Annotated in this window: 15 protein-coding genes; 2 read left to right on the top strand and 13 right to left on the bottom strand. The window is 71.9% G+C overall.

All coding sequences use genetic code 11. The features are described 5' to 3' along the window. The first annotated feature begins 138 nt into the window (after window positions 1-138). Both O1G21_RS28285 and O1G21_RS28280 read left to right on the top strand, forming a co-directional pair. Window positions 139-1,065, top strand: coding sequence for an NADP-dependent oxidoreductase (locus tag O1G21_RS28285; protein WP_270147627.1), 927 nt, complete (start codon window positions 139-141; stop codon window positions 1,063-1,065). A 33-nt stretch (window positions 1,066-1,098) separates the two neighbouring features. Beyond that, window positions 1,099-2,034, top strand: a complete 936-nt coding sequence (locus O1G21_RS28280; protein ID WP_270147626.1) for an AraC family transcriptional regulator — start codon at window positions 1,099-1,101, stop codon at window positions 2,032-2,034. A 10-nt stretch (window positions 2,035-2,044) separates the two neighbouring features. Here the strand turns inward: O1G21_RS28280 and O1G21_RS28275 are convergent, their stop codons facing one another. The 13 genes from O1G21_RS28275 to trpC all read right to left on the bottom strand — a co-directional run bounded on the left by O1G21_RS28275 (window position 2,045) and on the right by trpC (window position 18,473). After that, window positions 2,045-3,502 (bottom strand): aldehyde dehydrogenase family protein, encoded by a 1,458-nt coding sequence (locus tag O1G21_RS28275; protein ID WP_270151310.1) that lies wholly within the window; start codon window positions 3,500-3,502, stop codon window positions 2,045-2,047. A gap of 48 nt (window positions 3,503-3,550) precedes the next feature. After that, entirely contained in the window at window positions 3,551-4,417 is an 867-nt protein-coding gene (locus tag O1G21_RS28270; protein WP_270147625.1) for a helix-turn-helix domain-containing protein, read from the bottom strand. Between the two features lie 426 nt (window positions 4,418-4,843). Next, complete coding sequence (locus O1G21_RS28265) at window positions 4,844-6,304, bottom strand: glutamate synthase subunit beta (protein ID WP_270147624.1); 1,461 nt, start codon at window positions 6,302-6,304, stop codon at window positions 4,844-4,846. Continuing rightward, complete coding sequence (gene gltB, locus O1G21_RS28260; protein ID WP_270151309.1) at window positions 6,297-10,898, bottom strand: glutamate synthase large subunit; 4,602 nt, start codon at window positions 10,896-10,898, stop codon at window positions 6,297-6,299. Before gltB ends, O1G21_RS28265 begins: the two co-directional genes overlap by 8 nt. Before the next feature lie 441 nt (window positions 10,899-11,339). Next, the gene (locus tag O1G21_RS28255) at window positions 11,340-12,062 is read right to left on the bottom strand and encodes a VIT1/CCC1 transporter family protein (protein WP_270151307.1); all 723 of its coding nucleotides are present in this window, start codon (window positions 12,060-12,062) and stop codon (window positions 11,340-11,342) included. Between the two features lie 163 nt (window positions 12,063-12,225). Then, on the bottom strand, window positions 12,226-13,242 hold the full coding sequence (gene lgt, locus O1G21_RS28250; RefSeq protein ID WP_270147622.1) for a prolipoprotein diacylglyceryl transferase: 1,017 nt from the start codon (window positions 13,240-13,242) through the stop codon (window positions 12,226-12,228). Between the two features lie 118 nt (window positions 13,243-13,360). Beyond that, window positions 13,361-14,224 (bottom strand): DsbA family protein, encoded by an 864-nt coding sequence (locus O1G21_RS28245; protein WP_270147621.1) that lies wholly within the window; start codon window positions 14,222-14,224, stop codon window positions 13,361-13,363. A gap of 61 nt (window positions 14,225-14,285) precedes the next feature. Beyond that, window positions 14,286-14,834 carry a MauE/DoxX family redox-associated membrane protein gene (locus O1G21_RS28240; protein ID WP_270147620.1) on the bottom strand — a complete coding sequence of 183 codons (549 nt, stop codon included), beginning with the start codon at window positions 14,832-14,834 and terminating at the stop codon, window positions 14,286-14,288. 98 nt (window positions 14,835-14,932) lie between these two features. Continuing rightward, window positions 14,933-15,178 carry a hypothetical protein gene (locus O1G21_RS28235; RefSeq protein WP_270147618.1) on the bottom strand — a complete coding sequence of 82 codons (246 nt, stop codon included), beginning with the start codon at window positions 15,176-15,178 and terminating at the stop codon, window positions 14,933-14,935. Window positions 15,179-15,394: 216 nt separating this feature from the next. Continuing rightward, entirely contained in the window at window positions 15,395-16,204 is an 810-nt protein-coding gene (gene trpA / locus O1G21_RS28230) for a tryptophan synthase subunit alpha (protein WP_270147617.1), read from the bottom strand. 2 nt (window positions 16,205-16,206) lie between these two features. Next, entirely contained in the window at window positions 16,207-17,457 is a 1,251-nt protein-coding gene (trpB, locus tag O1G21_RS28225; RefSeq protein WP_270147615.1) for a tryptophan synthase subunit beta, read from the bottom strand. 49 nt (window positions 17,458-17,506) lie between these two features. Beyond that, a complete protein-coding gene (gene trpM / locus O1G21_RS28220) occupies window positions 17,507-17,656 on the bottom strand; it encodes a tryptophan biosynthesis modulator TrpM (protein ID WP_167395798.1) in 150 nt (49 codons plus the stop codon). A 10-nt stretch (window positions 17,657-17,666) separates the two neighbouring features. Beyond that, window positions 17,667-18,473 carry an indole-3-glycerol phosphate synthase TrpC gene (trpC, locus tag O1G21_RS28215; RefSeq protein ID WP_270147612.1) on the bottom strand — a complete coding sequence of 269 codons (807 nt, stop codon included), beginning with the start codon at window positions 18,471-18,473 and terminating at the stop codon, window positions 17,667-17,669. Window positions 18,474-18,581: the final 108 nt, after the last annotated feature.

The raw sequence follows: 18,581 nt of genomic DNA, 5'->3' as shown, positions 1-18,581 counted from the left end.
CCGCTCCCGCCGCGAGACGATCGGACATCCAGCCGAGACTGGAGGATATTCATCCGCTCGCCCGATCTCCCTACCGTTGAGCACATCGAGAACCGCCCCACACGGGGCCGGTGTTGAACCGGTATGAGGGAGAAGACAATGCGCGCGATCGTGCAGCAGGAGTTCGGCGGCCCCGAGGTCATGGAGCTGGCCGAGGTGGAGCGCCCGAAGCCGCTCAGCGGCGAGGTGCTGGTGCGGGTGAAGGCCGCCGGGGTGAACCCGGTGGACGTGGCGGTGCGGTCGGGGGCGTTCCCGCTGCTGGGCGAGCCGCCGTTCACGGTGGGCTGGGACGTCTCCGGGGTGGTCGAGGAGGTGGGGCCGGGCGCCCGCTACCGGGTGGGCGAGGAGGTGTACGGGATGCCGTTCTTCCCGCGCGCCGCCGGCGCCTACGCCGAGTACGTGGCCGCGCCGTCCCGCCAGCTGGCCCGCAAGCCCGCCTCGCTGGACCACGTCCAGGCCGCCGCGCTGCCGCTGGCCGCGCTGACCGCCTGGCAGGGCCTGGTGGACCTCGCCGACGTCAAGAAGGGCGACCGGGTGCTGATCCACCGTGCGGCCGGCGGCGTCGGCCACCTCGCGGTGCAGATCGCCAAGGCCCGCGGCGCGTACGTGATCGCCCTCGCCAGCGAGCCCAAGCACGCCTTCCTCAAGGAGATCGGCGCCGACGAGGTGATCGACTACCGGACCACCGACTACACCGAGGCGGTCCGGGACGTCGACATCGTCTTCGACTCCTCCTCCGAGGGCACCCGCGCCCTGGAGGTGCTGAAGCCGGGCGGCACCCTGGTCAGCATCATGGAGCACTGGAACCAGGAGCTGATCGCCGCGATCGAGGCCGCCGGACGGCGCTTCGCGGGCGTCTCGGTCGAGCCCGACTACGCCGCGCTGGAGGCGATCGCCGCCCTGGTGGACGAGGGCCGGATCCGCCCGCACATCGCCGCGGCGTTCCCGCTCGCCGAGGCCGCGAAGGCCCACGACCTGGTCGGTTCCGGTACCGTCCAGGGCAAGGTCGTCCTCACCACGGACTGACCGTTGCACCAGCCACGATCCCGGGGGCGGACGATGGACATCCTGACCGAGGCGCTGGCCTCGATGCGCACGGCGCACCCCGCGTCCGTGCGCACCGAGGGCCGGGCGCCGTGGGCCCTGCGGCTGCCCCCGGTGGCCGGGGCCGGCTTCCACGTGGTGCTGTACGGCACCTGCTGGCTGATCCCGGTCGACCCGGCCGCGGCCGGTGAGCCCGTCCCGCTCAGCCCCGGGGACGTCGTCTTCCTGCGGGACGGCCGGGGCCACGTGCTGGCCGACCACCCGGACACCCCGCCGGTGGGCGCCGAGTCCTGCCGGGTCGACGGCGGCTCGCCGATCGGGACCCTGACGCTCGGCGGCGACGGCGCCCGCACCAGCCTGCTGTGCGGCAACTACCACCTGGACCAGGGCCGTCCGCATCCGATGGTCCGCCAGCTGCCGGCCCTGATCCACCTGCCGACCCGGCACGGCCGGCATCCCGAACTGGCCGCCGCCGTCCAGCTGTTGGGCGCCGAGCTGGAGAATCCGCGGATCGGCTCGGTCGGGATCGTCCCGGCGCTGATCGACTCGCTGCTGCTGTACGTGCTGCGGGCCTGGTTCGAGGACCAGCCCGCCGCGACCGCCGCGGGCTGGGCGGCGGCGCTGCGCGACGCCGCGGTGGCGCCCGCCCTGACGGCCATCCACGAGGCCCCGGCGACCGCGTGGACGGTGGAGTCCCTGGCGGACCGGGCGGGCCTGTCCCGGGCCGCCTTCGCCCGCCGCTTCACCTCGATGGTGGGCGAGCCGCCGATGGCGTACCTGACCCGCTGGCGGATGACCACCGCCGCCCGGCTGCTGCGCGAGTCGGAGGCGCCGCTGACGGCGGTGGCCGCGCAGACCGGGTACGGCTCGGAGTACGCCTTCGCGAAGGCGTTCAAGCGGGAGTTCGGCCAGGCTCCCGGCGGCTACCGCCGGGAGGCCCGCGCCGCGTAGCCGGGCGGCTCTAGAACGGGAACGGCGCCCGCCCGTGCTGCACCGAGATCCACTTCACCGTGGTGAAGGCGTCCACCGTGGACTCCCCGTTGAGCCGTCCGACCCCGGAGTTCTTCTCCCCGCCGAACGGCACCCCGGGCTCGTCCGCGATGGTCCCGCCGTTGACGTGGACCATGCCGGTCTCGATCCGCTGGGCGATCCGCACCCCGCGTTCGAGGTCCGCGGTGTGCACCGCGCCGCTGAGCCCGAAGGGCGTGTCGTTGGCGATCCGGACGGCCTCGTCCTCGCCGTCGAAGGGCACCAGCAGCGCCACCGGGCCGAAGAGTTCGCGCTGCAGGATGGGCGCGTCCTGGGCCAGGTCGGTGAGCACGGTGGGCGCCATCAGACTTCCCACCGTCTCGCCGCGCAGCAGCGCGGTGGCGCCGGCGGCGATCGCCTGGTCGACCTGGGCCTTGATCGCGTCGGCCTGGACGGCGTTGATCAGCGGGCCGATGTGGGTGGCCGGGTCCCTGGGGTCGCCGACGGTCAGCGAGGCGGTCTTCGCGACGAACTTCTCGGTGAACTCGGCGAGCACGCTGCGGTCGACCAGCACCCGGTTGGCGGCCATGCAGACCTGGCCCTGGTGGACGAAGCGGCTGAACACGGCCGCGTCGACGGCGTAGTCGAGGTCGGCGTCGTCCAGCACGATCAGCGCGCTGTTGCCGCCGAGTTCCAGCACCGTCCGCTTGAAGTGGGCGGCGGCGACGGTGGCGACGTGCCGGCCGACCTGGTCGGAGCCGGTGAAGGAGATCACCTTGGGCACCGGGTGCTCGATGAAGCTGTCGCCGATCTCCGCGATGTCGGTGATGACCACGTTCAGCAGGCCGGGGGGCAGGCCGGCGTCCTCGAAGAGCTTGGCGATCAGGCTGCCGCCGACGATCGGGGTCTCCTGGTGCGGCTTGAGCACCACGCCGTTGCCGAGCGCGAGCGCCGGGGCGACGGCCTTGAGGGCCAGGAACAGCGGGAAGTTGAACGGGCTGATCACGCCGACCACGCCGACCGGCAGCCGGTGGAGGCGGTTCTCCTTGCCCGGCGCGGTCGAGGGCAGCAGCCGCCCCTCGGAGGCCACCGACAGGTGCAGGCACTCCCGCAGCACGTCCTTGACCAGGGACAGTTCGAAGCCGGCCTTGAGCGCGGTGCCGCCGAGTTCGGCCGTGATCGCCCGGACGATCTCGTCCTCGCGCTCCTCGACCAGCCGCAGCGCGCGCTCGAAGACCAGCCGGCGCTGGTACGGGTTGGTGGCGGCCCAGCCGCGCTGGGCGCGCTCGGCGGCCCGGTAGGCCCGGTCGACCTCGGCGACGGTGGCCACGGTGATGGTGGCCAGCTTGTCACCGGTGTACGGGTCGACGTCGACGATGTCCCAGGAGCCGCCGCCGCCGCACCATTCGCCGTCGATGAACTGCAGCGCCAACTCGGAGAAGTACGACATCTGTTCCCTCTCGTGCCCGACCTGATGGGAGCTCATCGTACTGATGTGTCAAAGCTCTTGGCGTACGGAGTGCAGAAGATCGCGGGTCGGTCCGGGCTCGAGACTCTCGGCGAGCAGCCCGTCCATCGCCTGCCGGTAGGAGGCGACCTCGGCGGGCTTGTCGACGTAGAGCGCGGTGGTGAACTGCTCCAGGTAGACCACGTCGGCGAGTTCGGCCTCGTTGAAGCCGAGCACGCTGAACGCGCCGCTCTCGGCGCCCAGCGCGGCGCCGCCGAGCGGGCGCACCTGCAGCCGCACGTTGGGCAGTTCGGAGAGTTCGAGCAGCGTGTCGAGCTGGCCGCGCATCAGCTCGGGGCCGCCCCAGGGGCGGCGCAGCGCGGCCTCGTCGAGGACGGCGAGCAGCTGGGGCGGGTGGTCGGCGGTGAGCAGGTCCTGGCGCTTGCGGCGCACCTCGACCCGGCGTTCGATCTCCTGGTCGGGGAGGCCGTGGGGGCCGGCGGCGATGACGGCGCGGGCGTAGTCGGCGGTCTGCAGCAGCCCGTGGACGAACTGGACCTCGTAGCTGAGGATCTCGGCGGCGGATTCCTCGAGCCCGAGGTAGTTCTGGAACCAGGCGGGCAGGACGTCGCCGTAGTCGTGCCACCAGGAGGTGGCGTTGGCTTCCCGGACGAGGCCGAGCACGTTGGCGCGTTCCTGTTCGGCGTCGACGCCGTAGAGGGTGAGCAGGTCGGCGACGTCGCGTTCCTTGAAGCCGACCCGGCCGAGTTCCATCCGGCTGATCTTGGATTCGGAGGCGCGGATCGAGTATCCGGCCTCCTCGCGGCTGACGCCTCTGGACTCGCGGAGCTTGCGCAGCTGGCTGCCGAGCAGCAGGCGCCGTACGGTGGCGCCTCCGCCTGCCTGAGTCGTGCCCATCGAAGTCAACCTCCGCACTCGCGCAGCCCCCCGGCCGTCGGCGGCAGTCTGCCACCTGGCACCGACGAACAACAGCCCGTTCCGGTGCGCTTTCCGGCCGCTGTGCGAAGCCTGGGAGGAAGCTGGGAGCCGCCCTTCGGGGCGCGGGCTCGAGCGCAGGTGGGAGCGCTGGTAAGAGGCGGGTGAGAGCGTTCGTGAGAAGCGCCTGGGAGCGCGTGCGAAGCGCCCGCGAAGGGCGGGGAAACGTGCGGGAACGGGTGCGGGGACGGGCACGCGACGGCGCCCGCCCTCCAACTGGTCGGGGAAGAGGGCGGACGCCAGGAGACCGCGTTGGCCCGGCGACGCTGGCGGGGGCAGCGGGTTGAGCTCCCGGCGATGCGGCGCCGGGGGTTCGGGGTGGGGCCGGTCGGGGACCGTCGGGGCCCGTCAGACCGCCAGCGGGCGGTCGGTGGGCCGGATCGGGGCGGGGAGCGGGGTCTTGCCGCCCAGGTACTTGTCCACCGCGGCTGCGGCCGAGCGGCCCTCCGCGATGGCCCAGACGATCAGCGACTGGCCTCGGCCGGCGTCTCCGCAGACGTACACGCCATCGACATTGGTGGCGAACCGGCCGTCGCGGGCAATGTTACCGCGCGCGTCGAGGTCCACTCCCAGCTGCTCGACCAGGCCGTTCTTGACGTCCGTCCCGGTGAAGCCCATGGCGAGGGTGACCAGCTGGGCGGGGATGGTCCGCTCGGTGCCGGGCACGGGCTCGAACCGGCCGTCCTTGAACTCGACCTCGACGAGGTGCAGTTCCTGGACGTTGCCGTCCTCGTCGCCGCTCAGACCCGTGGTGTTGACGGAGTAGACCCGCTCGCCGCCCTCCTCGTGCGCGGAGGTGACCTTGTAGGTCATCGGCATGGTGGGCCAGGGCTGGTGCCCGGGGCGGTCCTCGCCGGGGCGGGGCATGATCTCCAGCTGGGTGACCGAGAGGGCGCCCTGGCGGTGGGCGGTGCCGACGCAGTCGGCGCCGGTGTCGCCGCCGCCGATGACGACGACGTGCTTGCCCTTGGCGCTGATCGGCGAGTCGACGAGGTCGCCCTCCTGCACCTTGTTGGCCAGCGGCAGGTACTCCATGGCCTGGTGGACGCCCTTGAGCTCGCGTCCGGGCACCGGCAGGTCGCGGGCGGTGGTGGCGCCGGCGGCGACGACGACGGCGTCGAAGCGCTCGCGCAGCTGCTGCCCGGTGATGTCCTCGCCGACGTGCACGCCGGTGCGGAACCGGGTGCCCTCCGCGCGCATCTGTTCGATGCGGCGGTTGATGTGGCGCTTCTCCATCTTGAACTCGGGGATGCCGTAGCGCAGCAGGCCGCCGATGCGGTCGGCGCGCTCGTACACCACCACGGTGTGTCCGGCCCGGGTGAGCTGCTGGGCGGCGGCCAGGCCGGCCGGGCCGGAGCCGACGACGGCGACGGTCTTGCCGGAGAGCCGCTCGGGGACCTGCGGGGTGACCCCGCCGCGGTCCCAGGCCTTGTCGATGATGGTGACCTCGACGTTCTTGATGGTCACCGCGTCCTGGTTGATGCCGAGCACGCAGGCCGACTCGCAGGGCGCCGGGCACAGCCGCCCGGTGAACTCCGGGAAGTTGTTGGTGGCGTGCAGGCGCTCGATGGCGCCGGTGAAGTCGTCGCGGTAGGCGAGGTCGTTCCACTCGGGGATGAGGTTCCCGAGCGGGCAGCCGTTGTGGCAGAACGGGATGCCGCAGTCCATGCAGCGGCCGGCCTGCTTGGTGATGATCGGCAGGAGGCTGCGCTCGACGTAGACCTCGTTCCAGTCCCGGATGCGAACGTCCACGGGCCGGCGCTCGGCCAGCTGCTTGGGCGTGGTCAGGAAGCCCTTGGGGTCAGCCATGTGCCGCCTCCATCATCTTGCGAGTGGTCTCGGCCTCGGAGAGGCCATCGCGCTCAGCGGCGTCCTTGGCGGCGAGCACTGCCTTGTAGTCGGTCGGCATGATCTTGGAGAAGCGGGAGACGCCGCTGCCCCAGTCGGCCAGGAGCTCGGCGGCGACGGTGGAGCCGGTCTCCTCGTAGTGCTGCTGCACGGTTTCGCGCAGCCAGTCGCGGTCGGCGGCGGTGGGGGCCTCGATGCCCACCATGCCGTCGTTGACGTTGGCGGGGCGCAGGTCCAGGACGTACGCGATGCCGCCGGACATGCCGGCCGCGAGGTTGCGTCCGGTCTCGCCGAGGATGACGACCCGGCCGCCGGTCATGTACTCCAGGCCGTGGTCGCCGACGCCCTCGACGACGAGGGTGGCGCCGGAGTTGCGGACGGCGAAGCGCTCACCGGCCTTGCCGCGCAGGTGGATCCGGCCGGAGGTGGCGCCGTAGCCGATGGTGTTGCCGGCGATGACGTGGTTCTGGGCGTCGTTGCCGATGGCCGCGGCCTCGCGCGCCGGGCGCACGACGATCACGCCGCCCGAGAGGCCCTTGCCGACGTAGTCGTTGGCGTCGCCCTCCAGTCGCAGGGTGATCCCCTTGGGCACGAAGGCGCCGAAGGACTGCCCGGCGGAGCCGGTGAAGGTGACGTCGATGGTCCCCTCCGGCAGGCCCTCGCCGCGGTACCGCTTGGTCACCTCGTGGCCGAGCATGGTGCCGACGGTGCGGTTGACGTTGCGGATCGGCAGCTCGAGGCGGACCGACTCGCCGCGCTCCAGGGCGTCCTGGGCCAGCTCGATCAGCTGGTTGTCGAGGGCCTTGTCGAGCGCGTGGTCCTGGCTGGTGGTGCGGTGCCGGGCGGTGCCCTCGGGCAGCTCGGGCACGTGGAACAGCGGGGCCAGGTCGAGTCCGGCGGCCTTCCAGTGGTCGATCGCGGCCCGGGCGTCGATGTGCTCGGCGTGGCCGACGGCCTCCTCGATCGAGCGGAAGCCCAGCGAGGCCAGGATCTCCCGGACCTCCTCGGCGATGAACTCGAAGAAGTTGACCACGAATTCGGGCTTGCCGGAGAAGCGTTCGCGCAGCACCGGGTTCTGGGTGGCGACGCCGACCGGGCAGGTGTCCAGGTGGCAGACGCGCATCATGATGCAGCCGGAGACGACCAGCGGGGCGGTGGCGAAGCCGAACTCCTCGGCGCCGAGCAGCGCGGCGATGACGACGTCGCGGCCGGTCTTCAGCTGGCCGTCGGTCTGGACCACGATGCGGTCGCGCAGCCCGTTGAGCAGCAGGGTCTGCTGGGTCTCGGCGAGGCCGAGCTCCCAGGGGCCGCCGGCGTGCTTGAGCGAGGTGAGCGGCGAGGCGCCGGTACCACCGTCGTGCCCTGACACCAGGACCACGTCGGCGTGCGCCTTGGAGACACCCGCCGCGACCGTGCCGACGCCGACTTCCGACACCAGCTTCACGTGGATGCGGGCCGCCGGGTTGGCGTTCTTGAGGTCGTGGATCAGCTGCGCCAGGTCCTCGATCGAGTAGATGTCGTGGTGCGGCGGAGGGGAGATCAGGCCGACGCCCGGGGTGGAGTGCCGGGTCCTGGCGACCCACGGGTAGACCTTGTGGCCGGGCAGCTGGCCGCCCTCGCCGGGCTTGGCGCCCTGGGCCATCTTGATCTGGATGTCGTCGGCGTTGACCAGGTACTCGGAGGTGACGCCGAACCGGCCGGAGGCGACCTGCTTGATCGCCGAGCGGCGCTCGGGGTCGTACAGGCGGTCCGGGTCCTCGCCGCCCTCGCCGGTGTTGGACTTGCCGCCGAGGCGGTTCATCGCGATGGCGAGGGTCTCGTGGGCCTCGCGGGAGATCGAGCCGTAGGACATGGCGCCGGTGGAGAAGCGCTTGACGATCTCGGAGACCGGCTCGACCTCGTCGACCGGGATCGGCTCCCGGCCGAGGCCGTCCAGCTGGAACAGGCCGCGCAGGGTCATCAGGCGCTCGGACTGCTCGTTCACCCGGTCGGTGTACTGCTTGAAGATGTCGTACCGGCGGTTGCGGGTGGAGTGCTGCAGCCGGAAGACGGTGTCCGGGTCGAACAGGTGCGGCTCGCCCTCGCGGCGCCACTGGTACTCGCCGCCGATCTCCAGCGCGCGGTGGGCGGCGGGGATGCCGGAGGCCGGGTAGGCCTTGGCGTGCCGGGCGGCGGTCTCCTTGGCGATCTCCTCCAGGCCGATGCCGCCGAGCTTGGTGGTGGTGCCGGCGAAGTAGCCGTCGACCAGGTCCTGGGAGAGGCCGATGGCCTCGAAGACCTGGGCGCCGCGGTAGGAGGCGACGGTGGAGATGCCCATCTTGGACATCACCTTGAGCACGCCCTTGCCGAGCGCCTTGATCAGGTTCTTGATCGCCTTCTCGGGCTCGACGCCCTCGATGAACACCCCCTGGGCGACGAGGTCCTCGACCGACTCCATGGCCAGGTACGGGTTGACCGCGCCGGCGCCGTAGCCGATCAGCAGGGCGACGTGGTGCACCTCGCGGACGTCGCCGGCCTCGACCAGCAGCGACACCTGGGTGCGCTGCTTGGTGCGGATCAGGTGGTGGTGGATGGCGGAGGTGAGCAGCAGCGAGGGGATCGGGGCGTGCTCGGCGTCGGAGTGCCGGTCGGAGAGCACGATGATCCGGGCGCCGTCGGCGATCGCGGCGTCGGCCTCGGCGGCTATCTCGGCGAGGCGCGCGGCCAGGCCCTCGCCGCCGCTGGCGACCTTGTAGAGGCCGGACAGGGTGACGGCCTTGAGTCCGGGCTGGTCGCCGTCGGCGTTGATGTGGACGAGCTTGGCGAGCTCGTCGTTGTCGATCACCGGGAAGGTGATGCCGACCGAGCGGCAGGAGGCGGCCTCGGCGGTCAGCAGGTTGCCCTCGGGGCCGAGGTTGGACAGCAGCGAGGTGACGAGTTCCTCGCGGATGGCGTCCAGCGGCGGGTTGGTGACCTGCGCGAAGAGCTGCACGAAGTAGTCGAACAGCAGGCGCGGCTTCTCGCTCAGGGCGGCGATCGGCGAGTCGGTGCCCATCGAGCCGAGGGCCTCGGCGCCGGTGCGGGCCATCGGGGCGAGGATGACGCGCAGCTCCTCCTCGGTGTAGCCGAAGGTCTGCTGGCGGCGGGTGACGGAGGCGTGGGTGTGGGCGATGTGCTCGCGCTCGGGGAGCTTGGCGAGCTGGATCTGCCCGCCGGTGACCCACTCCTCGTAGGGGTGCTCGGCGGCCAGGGCGGCCTTGATCTCCTCGTCCGGGACGATCCGGTTCTCGTTGAGGCAGACCAGGAACATCTTGCCGGGCTGCAGGCGGCCCTTCTGGACCACCTTCTGCTGGTCGATGTCGAGGACGCCGACCTCGGAGGAGAGCACCACCAGGCCGTCCTCGGTGACCCAGTAGCGGGCCGGGCGCAGGCCGTTGCGGTCGAGCACGGCGCCGATCCGGGTGCCGTCGGTGAAGGTGACGCAGGCCGGGCCGTCCCAGGGCTCCATCAGGTTGGAGTGGTACTGGTAGAAGGCGCGGCGGGCCGGGTCCATGGTGGCGTGGTTCTCCCACGCCTCCGGGATCATCATCAGCACCGAGTGCGGCAGCGAGCGGCCGCCGAGGTGGAGCAGCTCCAGGACCTCGTCGAAGGAGGCGGAGTCGGAGTGGTCCGGGGTGCAGATCGGGAAGATCCGGCTGAGACCCTGCCCGTTCTTGTTGGCCGGGATCAGGTCGGTGGCGAGCTGGGACTCCCGGGCGCGCATCCAGTTGCGGTTGCCCTTGACCGTGTTGATCTCGCCGTTGTGGGCGACGAAGCGGTACGGGTGGGCGAGCGGCCAGCTCGGGAAGGTGTTGGTGGAGAACCGCGAGTGCACCAGGCCGATGGCGGACGCGTAGCTGCGGTCCGACAGGTCGGGGAAGAAGGGCTCCAGCTGGCCGGTGGTCAGCATGCCCTTGTAGACGATGGTGCGGGCGGACAGCGACGGGAAGTACACCCCGGCCTCGCGCTCGGCCCGCTTGCGGACCACGAACGCGATGCGGTCCAGCTCGATGCCGGCCCTCTCGCCGTGGCCCAGGAAGAGCTGCCGGAACCGCGGCATCACGCTGCGCGCGGTGGCGCCGAGCAGGTCCGGGGTGACCGGCACGTCGCGCCAGCCGAGGACGGTCAGTCCCTCCTGGGCCGCGATCTCCTCGATCTGCGCGACTGCGGCGGCGTCGGCGCCGTCCTCGTCGGGCAGGAAGGCGATGCCGACGGCGTAGGAGCCGGCGGCCGGGAGCTCGAACTCGACCTTGGTGCGCAGGAAGGCGTCCGGGATCTGGGTGAGGATGCCGGCGCCGTCACCGGAGTCCGGCTCGGCGCCGGTGGCGCCGCGGTGCTCCAGGTTGCGCAGGACGTTCAGCGCCTGCTCGACGATCGTGTGGTCGGCGATGCCGGTCAGCGTGGCGACGAAACCGACGCCACAGGCGTCGTGCTCGTTTCGCGGGTCGTACAGGCCCTGAGCAGCAGGTCGCGCATCCGGCACGAGCGCGTACGGCTGGCGGGCGGCGCCGGCCTGGGGCTCGTTGGCGGAGTGCATGGATGCAGACAGCATCGGCTCTCCCGTCGTCGTCTTTCGGCAAGTCGGTGCAAGTAGGGACGACGTTGGCCCTGATGCGATGGTGCGGTGGTGGTGCAGTTTCCATGATGCCCAGGATCCCGAGAAGCGGAATATGCCGTCCACATGGCGGGACGGAGCGCAGGTCAGGGGCTGGAGGAAGAGGACGTGCCACAGCGCACGTCCCGACGATTGTGCCCAACCACCCACGGCCTGAAACAGGGGCGAAATCTGATCGCCACATGAGCCGATCACGGACGCCTGGGAATCCATTCCAGGACCGGGGCCGACGGATGCGAATCCGCGGCTCCGAGCGCCGGATGATGAGACGATGCCGGGCAGCGCGCGACGTCCATGTGTGAAACGTCACGCACTGCCCGGCATAGTCATGCAGTGCTGTAGATACCCGGGACCGCGCCGCGGCTACCCGACGTGCCCGCCGATCAGCCACCCCAGCAGGTACGTCACCCCGGCCGCGGCCCCGCCCAGCACCAGCTGCCGCAGCCCGCTGAACCACCAGCTGCGCGCCGTCACCCGGGCCACCACCGCGCCGCAGCCGAACAGCCCGAGCGCGGCCAGCACCAGCGCGGGCAGCAGCGAGGTGGCCCCCAGCAGGTAGGGCAGCAGCGGCAGCAGCGCGCCGAGCGCGAAGCACAGGAAGGACGAGCCGGCCGCGACCAGCGGGGACGGCAGGTCGGTGGGGTCGATCCCCAGCTCCTCCCGGGCGTGGATCTCCAGCGCCAGCTCCGGGTCTCGGGACAGCTGCCGGGCCACCTCGTGGGCGAGCTCCGGCTCCACCCCGCGCGAGACGTACAGCTGCGCCAGCTCGGCCAGCTCGCCGTGCGGGTTGCGGCTCAGCTCCAGCCGCTCGGCCTCTATCTCGGCCTGCACCAGCTCCCGCTGCGAGGCCACCGAGGTGTACTCCCCCGCCGCCATCGAGCAGGCGCCGGCCGCCAGGCCCGCCAGCCCGGTCAGGATCACCGTGCCGTTGGACACCGCCCCGCCGACCACGCCGGTCATCAGGGCGAAGTTGGACACCAGGCCGTCCACCGCGCCGAACACCGCGGGCCGCAGCCAGCCGCCGTTGACGTCCCGGTGGTGGTCGGGCGCGGGTATCCGCGGGTGCTGGGCGGGCTCGGCTTCCAGGGTGCTCGCAGTCACGGTTCTGTTCCCCTCGTCAGGTTCGTCGCACCCTGACGGTAGCCCGCTTGACCTGGGCATTTCCAGCAAGACAAGGCTTCCCGAACGATGCTGAGGCTGCCCTTCGCAAGCCTCGCGAAGGGCAGCCTCAGTCAGCGGAAGTGCCTGCTCAGATGGGGTTCTTGGCGTCCTCGCCGGTCTTCTCGGCGGCCGTGACGGCCGATTCCGGGGCCGCTTCCGGGTCCGCGTCCCCGTCCACGATCCGGGACGGCTTCTCCCCGTCCACCGTCTCGCTCGGCTTCTCGCCCGTGGACTTCTCCCCGGCCGCCTTCCCCTCGGCCTGCTCCGCCTCGACGTGCGCCGCGGGGTCGATGCTCGCCGGGTCCTCGCGCCCGGGCCGCTTCTTCCCGACGATCACGAAGTACACCACGGCGCCGATGAACACCACGATCGACGTCCAGTCGTTGAGCCGCAGCCCGAAGTAGACGTGCGCCTCGTCGATCCTCAGCCACTCGGTCCAGAAACGACCCACCGTGTACGCGGCCACGTACACGGCGAAGGCCCGGCCGTGCCCCAGCTTCCAGCGCCGGTCCGCCCAGATCACCAGCAGCGCGACGGCCACGTCCCAGATCGACTCGTACAGGAAGGTCGGGTGGAAGACGCCGTTCACGACCGTGCCGTCGGGCAGCGTCTTGTGGATCTCCAGGCCCCACGGCAGCGTGGTCGCCCGCCCGTACAGCTCCTGGTTGAAGTAGTTGCCCCAGCGGCCCATCGCCTGCGCGAGCACGATGCCCGGCGCGATGGCGTCGGCGTACGCGGGCAGCGGCACGCCCCGGCGGCGGCAGCCGATCCAGGCGCCGACCGCGCCCAGCGCGACCGCGCCCCAGATCCCGAGGCCGCCCTCCCAGATCTTGAAGGCGTTCCAGGGGTTCTTCCCCTCGCCGAAGTACAGCTGGTGGTCGGTGATCACGTGGTACAGCCGGCCACCGACCAGGCCGAAGGGCACGGCCCAGACGGCGATGTCCCCGACGGTGTGCTTGGCACCGCCCCGGGCGACCCAGCGCTTGCTGCCGAGCCAGACGGCGGCGACGACACCGAGGATGATGCAGAAGGCGTAGGCGCGCAGCGGGATCGGTCCGAGGTACAGGACGCCCCGCGACGGGCTGGGAATGTAGGCGATATCCATGGCAGTTCCGACGCTACAGGGTCCGGCGTCCGCTTCGGACACCCCCGGGGTCACAGAAACCGAACAACGGACGCCGCCGCCCCCTCCCGGCGGAAGGGGGCGACGGCGGCGGGGCGGCTCAGCCGGCCGTCGGTGACGGGTTGTTGGCCTCCGAAGCGGCGGCGGTGGGCGCCGGGGTCTGCCCGTGCGAGCCCGCCGTGCCCAGCTGCTTGCCCTGGTTGGCGGCGTCCACCCACTTCACCAGGTTGGCCGGGGTGATCTCCTCGTCGCCGTTCTTCGGGAAGATCGGCTTGCCGTTGAGCAGCACGGTCGGGGTCGACTTGTAGCTGGACTTGTCGAAGTCCTGCTGCACCGACGACACCCACCCGCCGTACTTGTTGTCGTTGACGCAGGCCTGGAACTCGGGCGTGTCCAGGCCGTCCACCTGCTTCGCCAGGTTGAGCAGGACCGCCTTGTTGCCGAAGGCGTCGTTGGTCTCGTCCGGCTGGTTGCGGTACAGCACGTCGTGGAAGTCCCGGAAGTGCCCGGCGTCCTGGGCGCAGGCCAGGGCGTTGGCGCCGTTCTTGGAGCCCTTGCCCGGCACCGCGCGGTCGATGAACGACACGATGTGGGCGTTGGTGTAGATCTTCCCGGCGTCCTCCAGCTGGTCGATGGTCGCCGAGAACTCGCGCTCGAAGATGCCGCAGGCCGGGCAGCGGGGGTCCTCGTACACCGTGAGGACGGAGGGCGCGTTGCTCGCGCCGACCGGGATCACCAGGTTCTTGTCGCCGATCGTCCCGGCCGGGGCGGCGGCCGGGGTCTCGGGCTTGGAGCGCTGGTTCTGCACCAGGACGCCGGTGATCGCCGCGGCGGCGATCACCGCGAGCACTGACCCGCCGACGATCAGCTTCTTCCTGCGCCGGGAGGAGGCCCGTTCGGCCGCCCGCTGCTCCAGCATCCGCTCGCGGGCGGTGCGCTTGCCTTCTCGGTTCTTCTCGCTCATTGCCTTGACATCCACGGTCGGGGGCCTTCGTCGGGTGCGGGGACGGGAATGGCCGGACGGGTCAGCTCGCCAGCCAGCCGTCGGCCGAGAGCCGGGTGCGGGGCCGCCACAGCAGCCACCCGGCCAGCAACAGGAACCCGGTGTCGCGCAGGATCTCCTGCAGGTACTCGGTCTGCGAGGCGTCGACGTGCCCGCCGCCGCCGAAGCAGCCGCAGTCGATCGAGATGCCGCGCGCCCAGGCCGAGGCGATCCCGGTGATGAAGGTGAGCAGCAGCAGTGCGCAGACCCCGGCGACCAGCCGGACCCCGAGCCCGATCACCAGCAGCAGGGCGAGTGCCAGCTCCAGGAAGGGCAGCCCGTAGCCGATCGGCTTGACCAGGCCCTCGGGCAGGATCTCGTACGCCCGGACCGCCTGGGCGGCCTCCGCCGGATCGGCGGTCTTGGCCAGCCCGGCCCACCCCCAGACCACCGCCAGGCCGAGCCGCACGGCCGTGCCCGCCCACGCGCTCCAGGCCGGCTCCGGCCACCGCGCCGCCGACTCGAGCGCGGGATCACCGGGCTGCGCTGCCGGGCCCGCCATCAGGGAACCCCCGTCGGGAAACTCGTTCACTCCCTGACGAACCGTAAGGGATGGAGGGCGGTTCCTCCGGATTCGGGAATTACGTCGGACGAGTGATGTTACGTTCGGTTTCCCCGAACACTCCTTCGTCACCGGCACCCCGGCATCCGCATCGGATCGAACAGCTCCGGGTGCCCGTCGTGCTGTGCCCGGGCGGCCCGCTCGGCCGCGTCCCAGCGCGCCGCCTGGGCGCAGGCCACCGCGTCCCGCTCCGCCCGCTCGGCCCCGCGCCTGGCCAGCGCCTGCCCCACCTCGGTGTGCGCGCCGACCGCGGCCCCCAGGGCCAGCGCGGCGGCCGCCGCCCGCAGCAGCACGGCCCGATGAAGACCCGCCACCGGCGCTCACCCCTTCGTTCGCTCGGCAACCCCCGTGCACGTGGTCCGTGCACTCGTCCCTCCAGTCAACGCCGGTCAATCCCGCCTGATGCGTGTCGCCGCCGCTGTTCACTCGTTCGGGGCCGCCCCGAGGCTGACGGCGGTGATCCGCGCCCGGGAAGCGGAACGGCCCGCCACCCCCGTCGAGGGGTGGCGGGCCGTCACATCGGCCGCGCGTCAGCGCCTGCGCACTCCGGCCGCCAGCTCACCGGCCAGCGCCCGCACCGCGTCCAGCGCCGCGCCCTCGTCCTCGCCCGCGGCGAGGATCCGCTGCACGAACGCCGATCCCACGATCACCCCGTCCGCGAACCGGGCGACCTCCGCCGCCTGCTCCGCGTTGGAGACCCCGAGTCCGACGCACACCGGAAGGTCCGTGGTGGCCCGGGTCCGGGCGACCAGGTCCTCGGCCAGCGATCCGACCGCCGAGCGGGTGCCGGTCACCCCCATCACCGCGGCCGCGTACACGAACCCGCTGCCCGCCGCCGTGACCTCGGCCAGCCGCGCGTCCTTGCTGCTGGGGGCGACCACGAACACGGTGTCCAGCCCGTGCACGTCCGCCGCCTTGCGCCACTCCTCGGACTCCTCCACCGGCAGGTCCGGCAGGATGCAGCCCGCCCCGCCCGCCGCGGCCAGGTCCGCGGCGAAGCGCGCGACACCGTAGCGGTCGACCGGGTTCCAGTACGTCATCACCAGCACCGCCGCCTCGGGGTGCGCGGTGGCGACCTCCTGGACGGTGCGCAGCACGTCCTTGATCCGCACGCCGCCGCGCAGCGCGATGTCGTCGGCGGTCTGGATGACGGCCCCGTCCAGGACCGGGTCGGAGTGCGGCAGGCCGATCTCGACGACGTCGCAGCCGCCCTCGATCAGCGCGTTGACCGCCCGGATCCCGCCGTCGACGGTGGGGAAGCCGGCCGGGAGGTAGCCGATCAGCGCGGCCCGGCCCTCGGCCTTGGCGCCCGCCAGGATGTCAGTGAGCTTCGAAGCCATGATCACTTGCCCCCCTCGGCCCGGCCGCCGGCCGGCTCGTCGTACAGCCCGAAGTACTGGGCCGCGGTGTGCATGTCCTTGTCCCCGCGCCCGGAGAGCGAGACCAGGATGATGGCCTCCGGCCCGAGCTCGCGGCCCAGGTCCAGCGCTCCGGCGAGCGCGTGGGCGCTCTCGATGGCCGGGATGATGCCCTCGGTGCGGGACAGCAGGCGCAGCGCCTGCATCGCCGCGTCGTCCGTCACCGGCCGGTACTCGGCCCGTCCGGTGTCCTTCAGCCAGGCGTGCTCCGGCCCGACGCCCGGGTAGTCGAGGCCGGCCGAGATGGAGTGCGACTCGATGGTCTGCCCGTCCTCGTCCTGCAGGACGTACGTCCGGGAGCCGTGCAGCACCCCCGGGTCGCCCTTGGTCAGGGTGGCGGCGTGCTTCGGGGTGTCGGCGCCCTCGCCGGCCGCCTCGCAGCCGATCAGCCGCACTCCGGTGTCCGGGATGAACTCGTGGAAGATGCCCATCGCGTTGGAGCCGCCGCCGACGCAGGCGACCACCGCGTCGGGCAGCCGCCCGGTGCGGTCGAGCACCTGCTGCCGGGCCTCGACGCCGATGATCCGGTGGAAGTCGCGGACCATCATCGGGAACGGGTGCGGCCCGGCGACGGTCCCGAACAGGTAGTGGGTGGAGTCGACGTTGGCGACCCAGTCGCGGAAGGCCTCGTTGATGGCGTCCTTGAGCGTCCGGCTACCGGACTTGACGGCGATCACCTCGGCGCCGAGCATCCGCATCCGGGCGACGTTGAGCGCCTGGCGCTCGGTGTCGACCTCGCCCATGTAGATGGTGCAGTCGAAGCCGAACAGGGCGCAGGCGGTGGCGGTGGCGACGCCGTGCTGGCCGGCGCCGGTCTCGGCGATGATCCGGGTCTTGCCCATCCGCTTGGTGAGCAGGGCCTGGCCCAGCACATTGTTGATCTTGTGCGAGCCGGTGTGGTTGAGGTCCTCGCGCTTGAGCAGGATGCGCGCGCCGCCCGCCTCGGCGGAGAAGCGGTGGACGTCGGTCAACGGGCTCGGGCGGCCGGTGTAGTCCTTCAGCAGCCCGTCGAGCTCGGCGGCGAAGGCCGGGTCTGACTTGGCCTTCTCGTACTCCTCGGCGACCTGTTCGACCGCGGCGACCAGAGCCTCGGGGATGAAGCGGCCGCCGTACGCGCCGAAGTAGCCGCGGGCGTCCGGCACCTGGGCGCCGGGCAGGTAGTCCTTCTCGGACATGGTGGTTTCCCTTGCGGAGATGGATGACGGTGACGTCTGATCGGCTGGTTCAGCCGTGCGTCACGCGCCATCGCCGCCCCGGCACCTGCCCCGGCTCGCAGCCGATCACGTACCGCACCCGGCGCCCCAGCACCCGGCGTGCGGGCGCGCGGCAGCCGCGCGGGCGGCAGCCGGGGGCGAGTCGGGTGGCGATCTTCATCGGGTCCGGGTCAGTCCTTGTGCCGGATGGCGGGGTGGGCGCCGGCCGCGACCAGGTCGGCGACCGCGGCCCGCGGGTCCTTGCCGGTCACCAGCGACTCGCCGACCAGCACCGCGTCGGCCCCCAGATTGGCGTAGTTGATCACGTCCAGCGGGCCGCGCACACCGGACTCGGCGACCTTGACGATGCCGTCCGGGATGGCGTGCACGACGTTCTCGAACGTGCTGCGGTCGACCTCGAGGGTCTTCAGGTTGCGGGCGTTGACGCCGATGATCCGCGCCCCGGCGTCCACCGCGCGCTGGATCTCGTCCTCGTCGTGCACCTCGACCAGCGGGGTGAGGCCGATCGACTCGGCGCGCTCGATCAGCGACACCAGGGCCGGCTGCTCGAGGGCGGCGACGATCAGCAGGGCGAGGTCGGCGCCGTGCGCGCGGGCCTCCCACAGCTGGTAGGCGGTGACGATGAAGTCCTTGCGCAACAGCGGGGTGTCCACCGCGGCGCGGACCGCGTCCAGGTCGGCGAGCGACCCGCCGAAGCGGCGCTGCTCGGTCAGCACGCTGATCGCGGCGGCACCGCCGGCCGCGTAGTCGCGGGCCAGGGCGGCCGGGTCGGCGATCGAGGCCAACGCGCCCTTGGACGGGCTGGAGCGCTTCACCTCGCAGATCACCCGGACCCCGTCGCCCTTGAGGGCGGCGACGCCGTCCTTGGCCTCCGGGGCCTTGGCCGCGAGCGCCTTGAGCTCGTCCAGCGAGACCCGGGCCTGCCGCTCGGCGAGGTCCTCGCGGACCCCTTCGATGATCGAGTCGAGCACACTCACTCAGGAGCCCCCATCATTTCTGCTGGTTCGCCAGCGCGAGCCGGACGGGCGGGGGCCCGTCGGCCCTTCGATGGTATCGGCACCCGGGTGCGCGCAGCGCATCCGCCC

The sequence above is a fragment of the Kitasatospora cathayae genome (genome assembly GCF_027627435.1).
GTDB classification, from domain to species: domain Bacteria; phylum Actinomycetota; class Actinomycetes; order Streptomycetales; family Streptomycetaceae; genus Kitasatospora; species Kitasatospora cathayae.
Note: the sequence above shows the minus strand (reverse complement) of the source record. Positions and strands in the feature narration are given on the sequence as shown.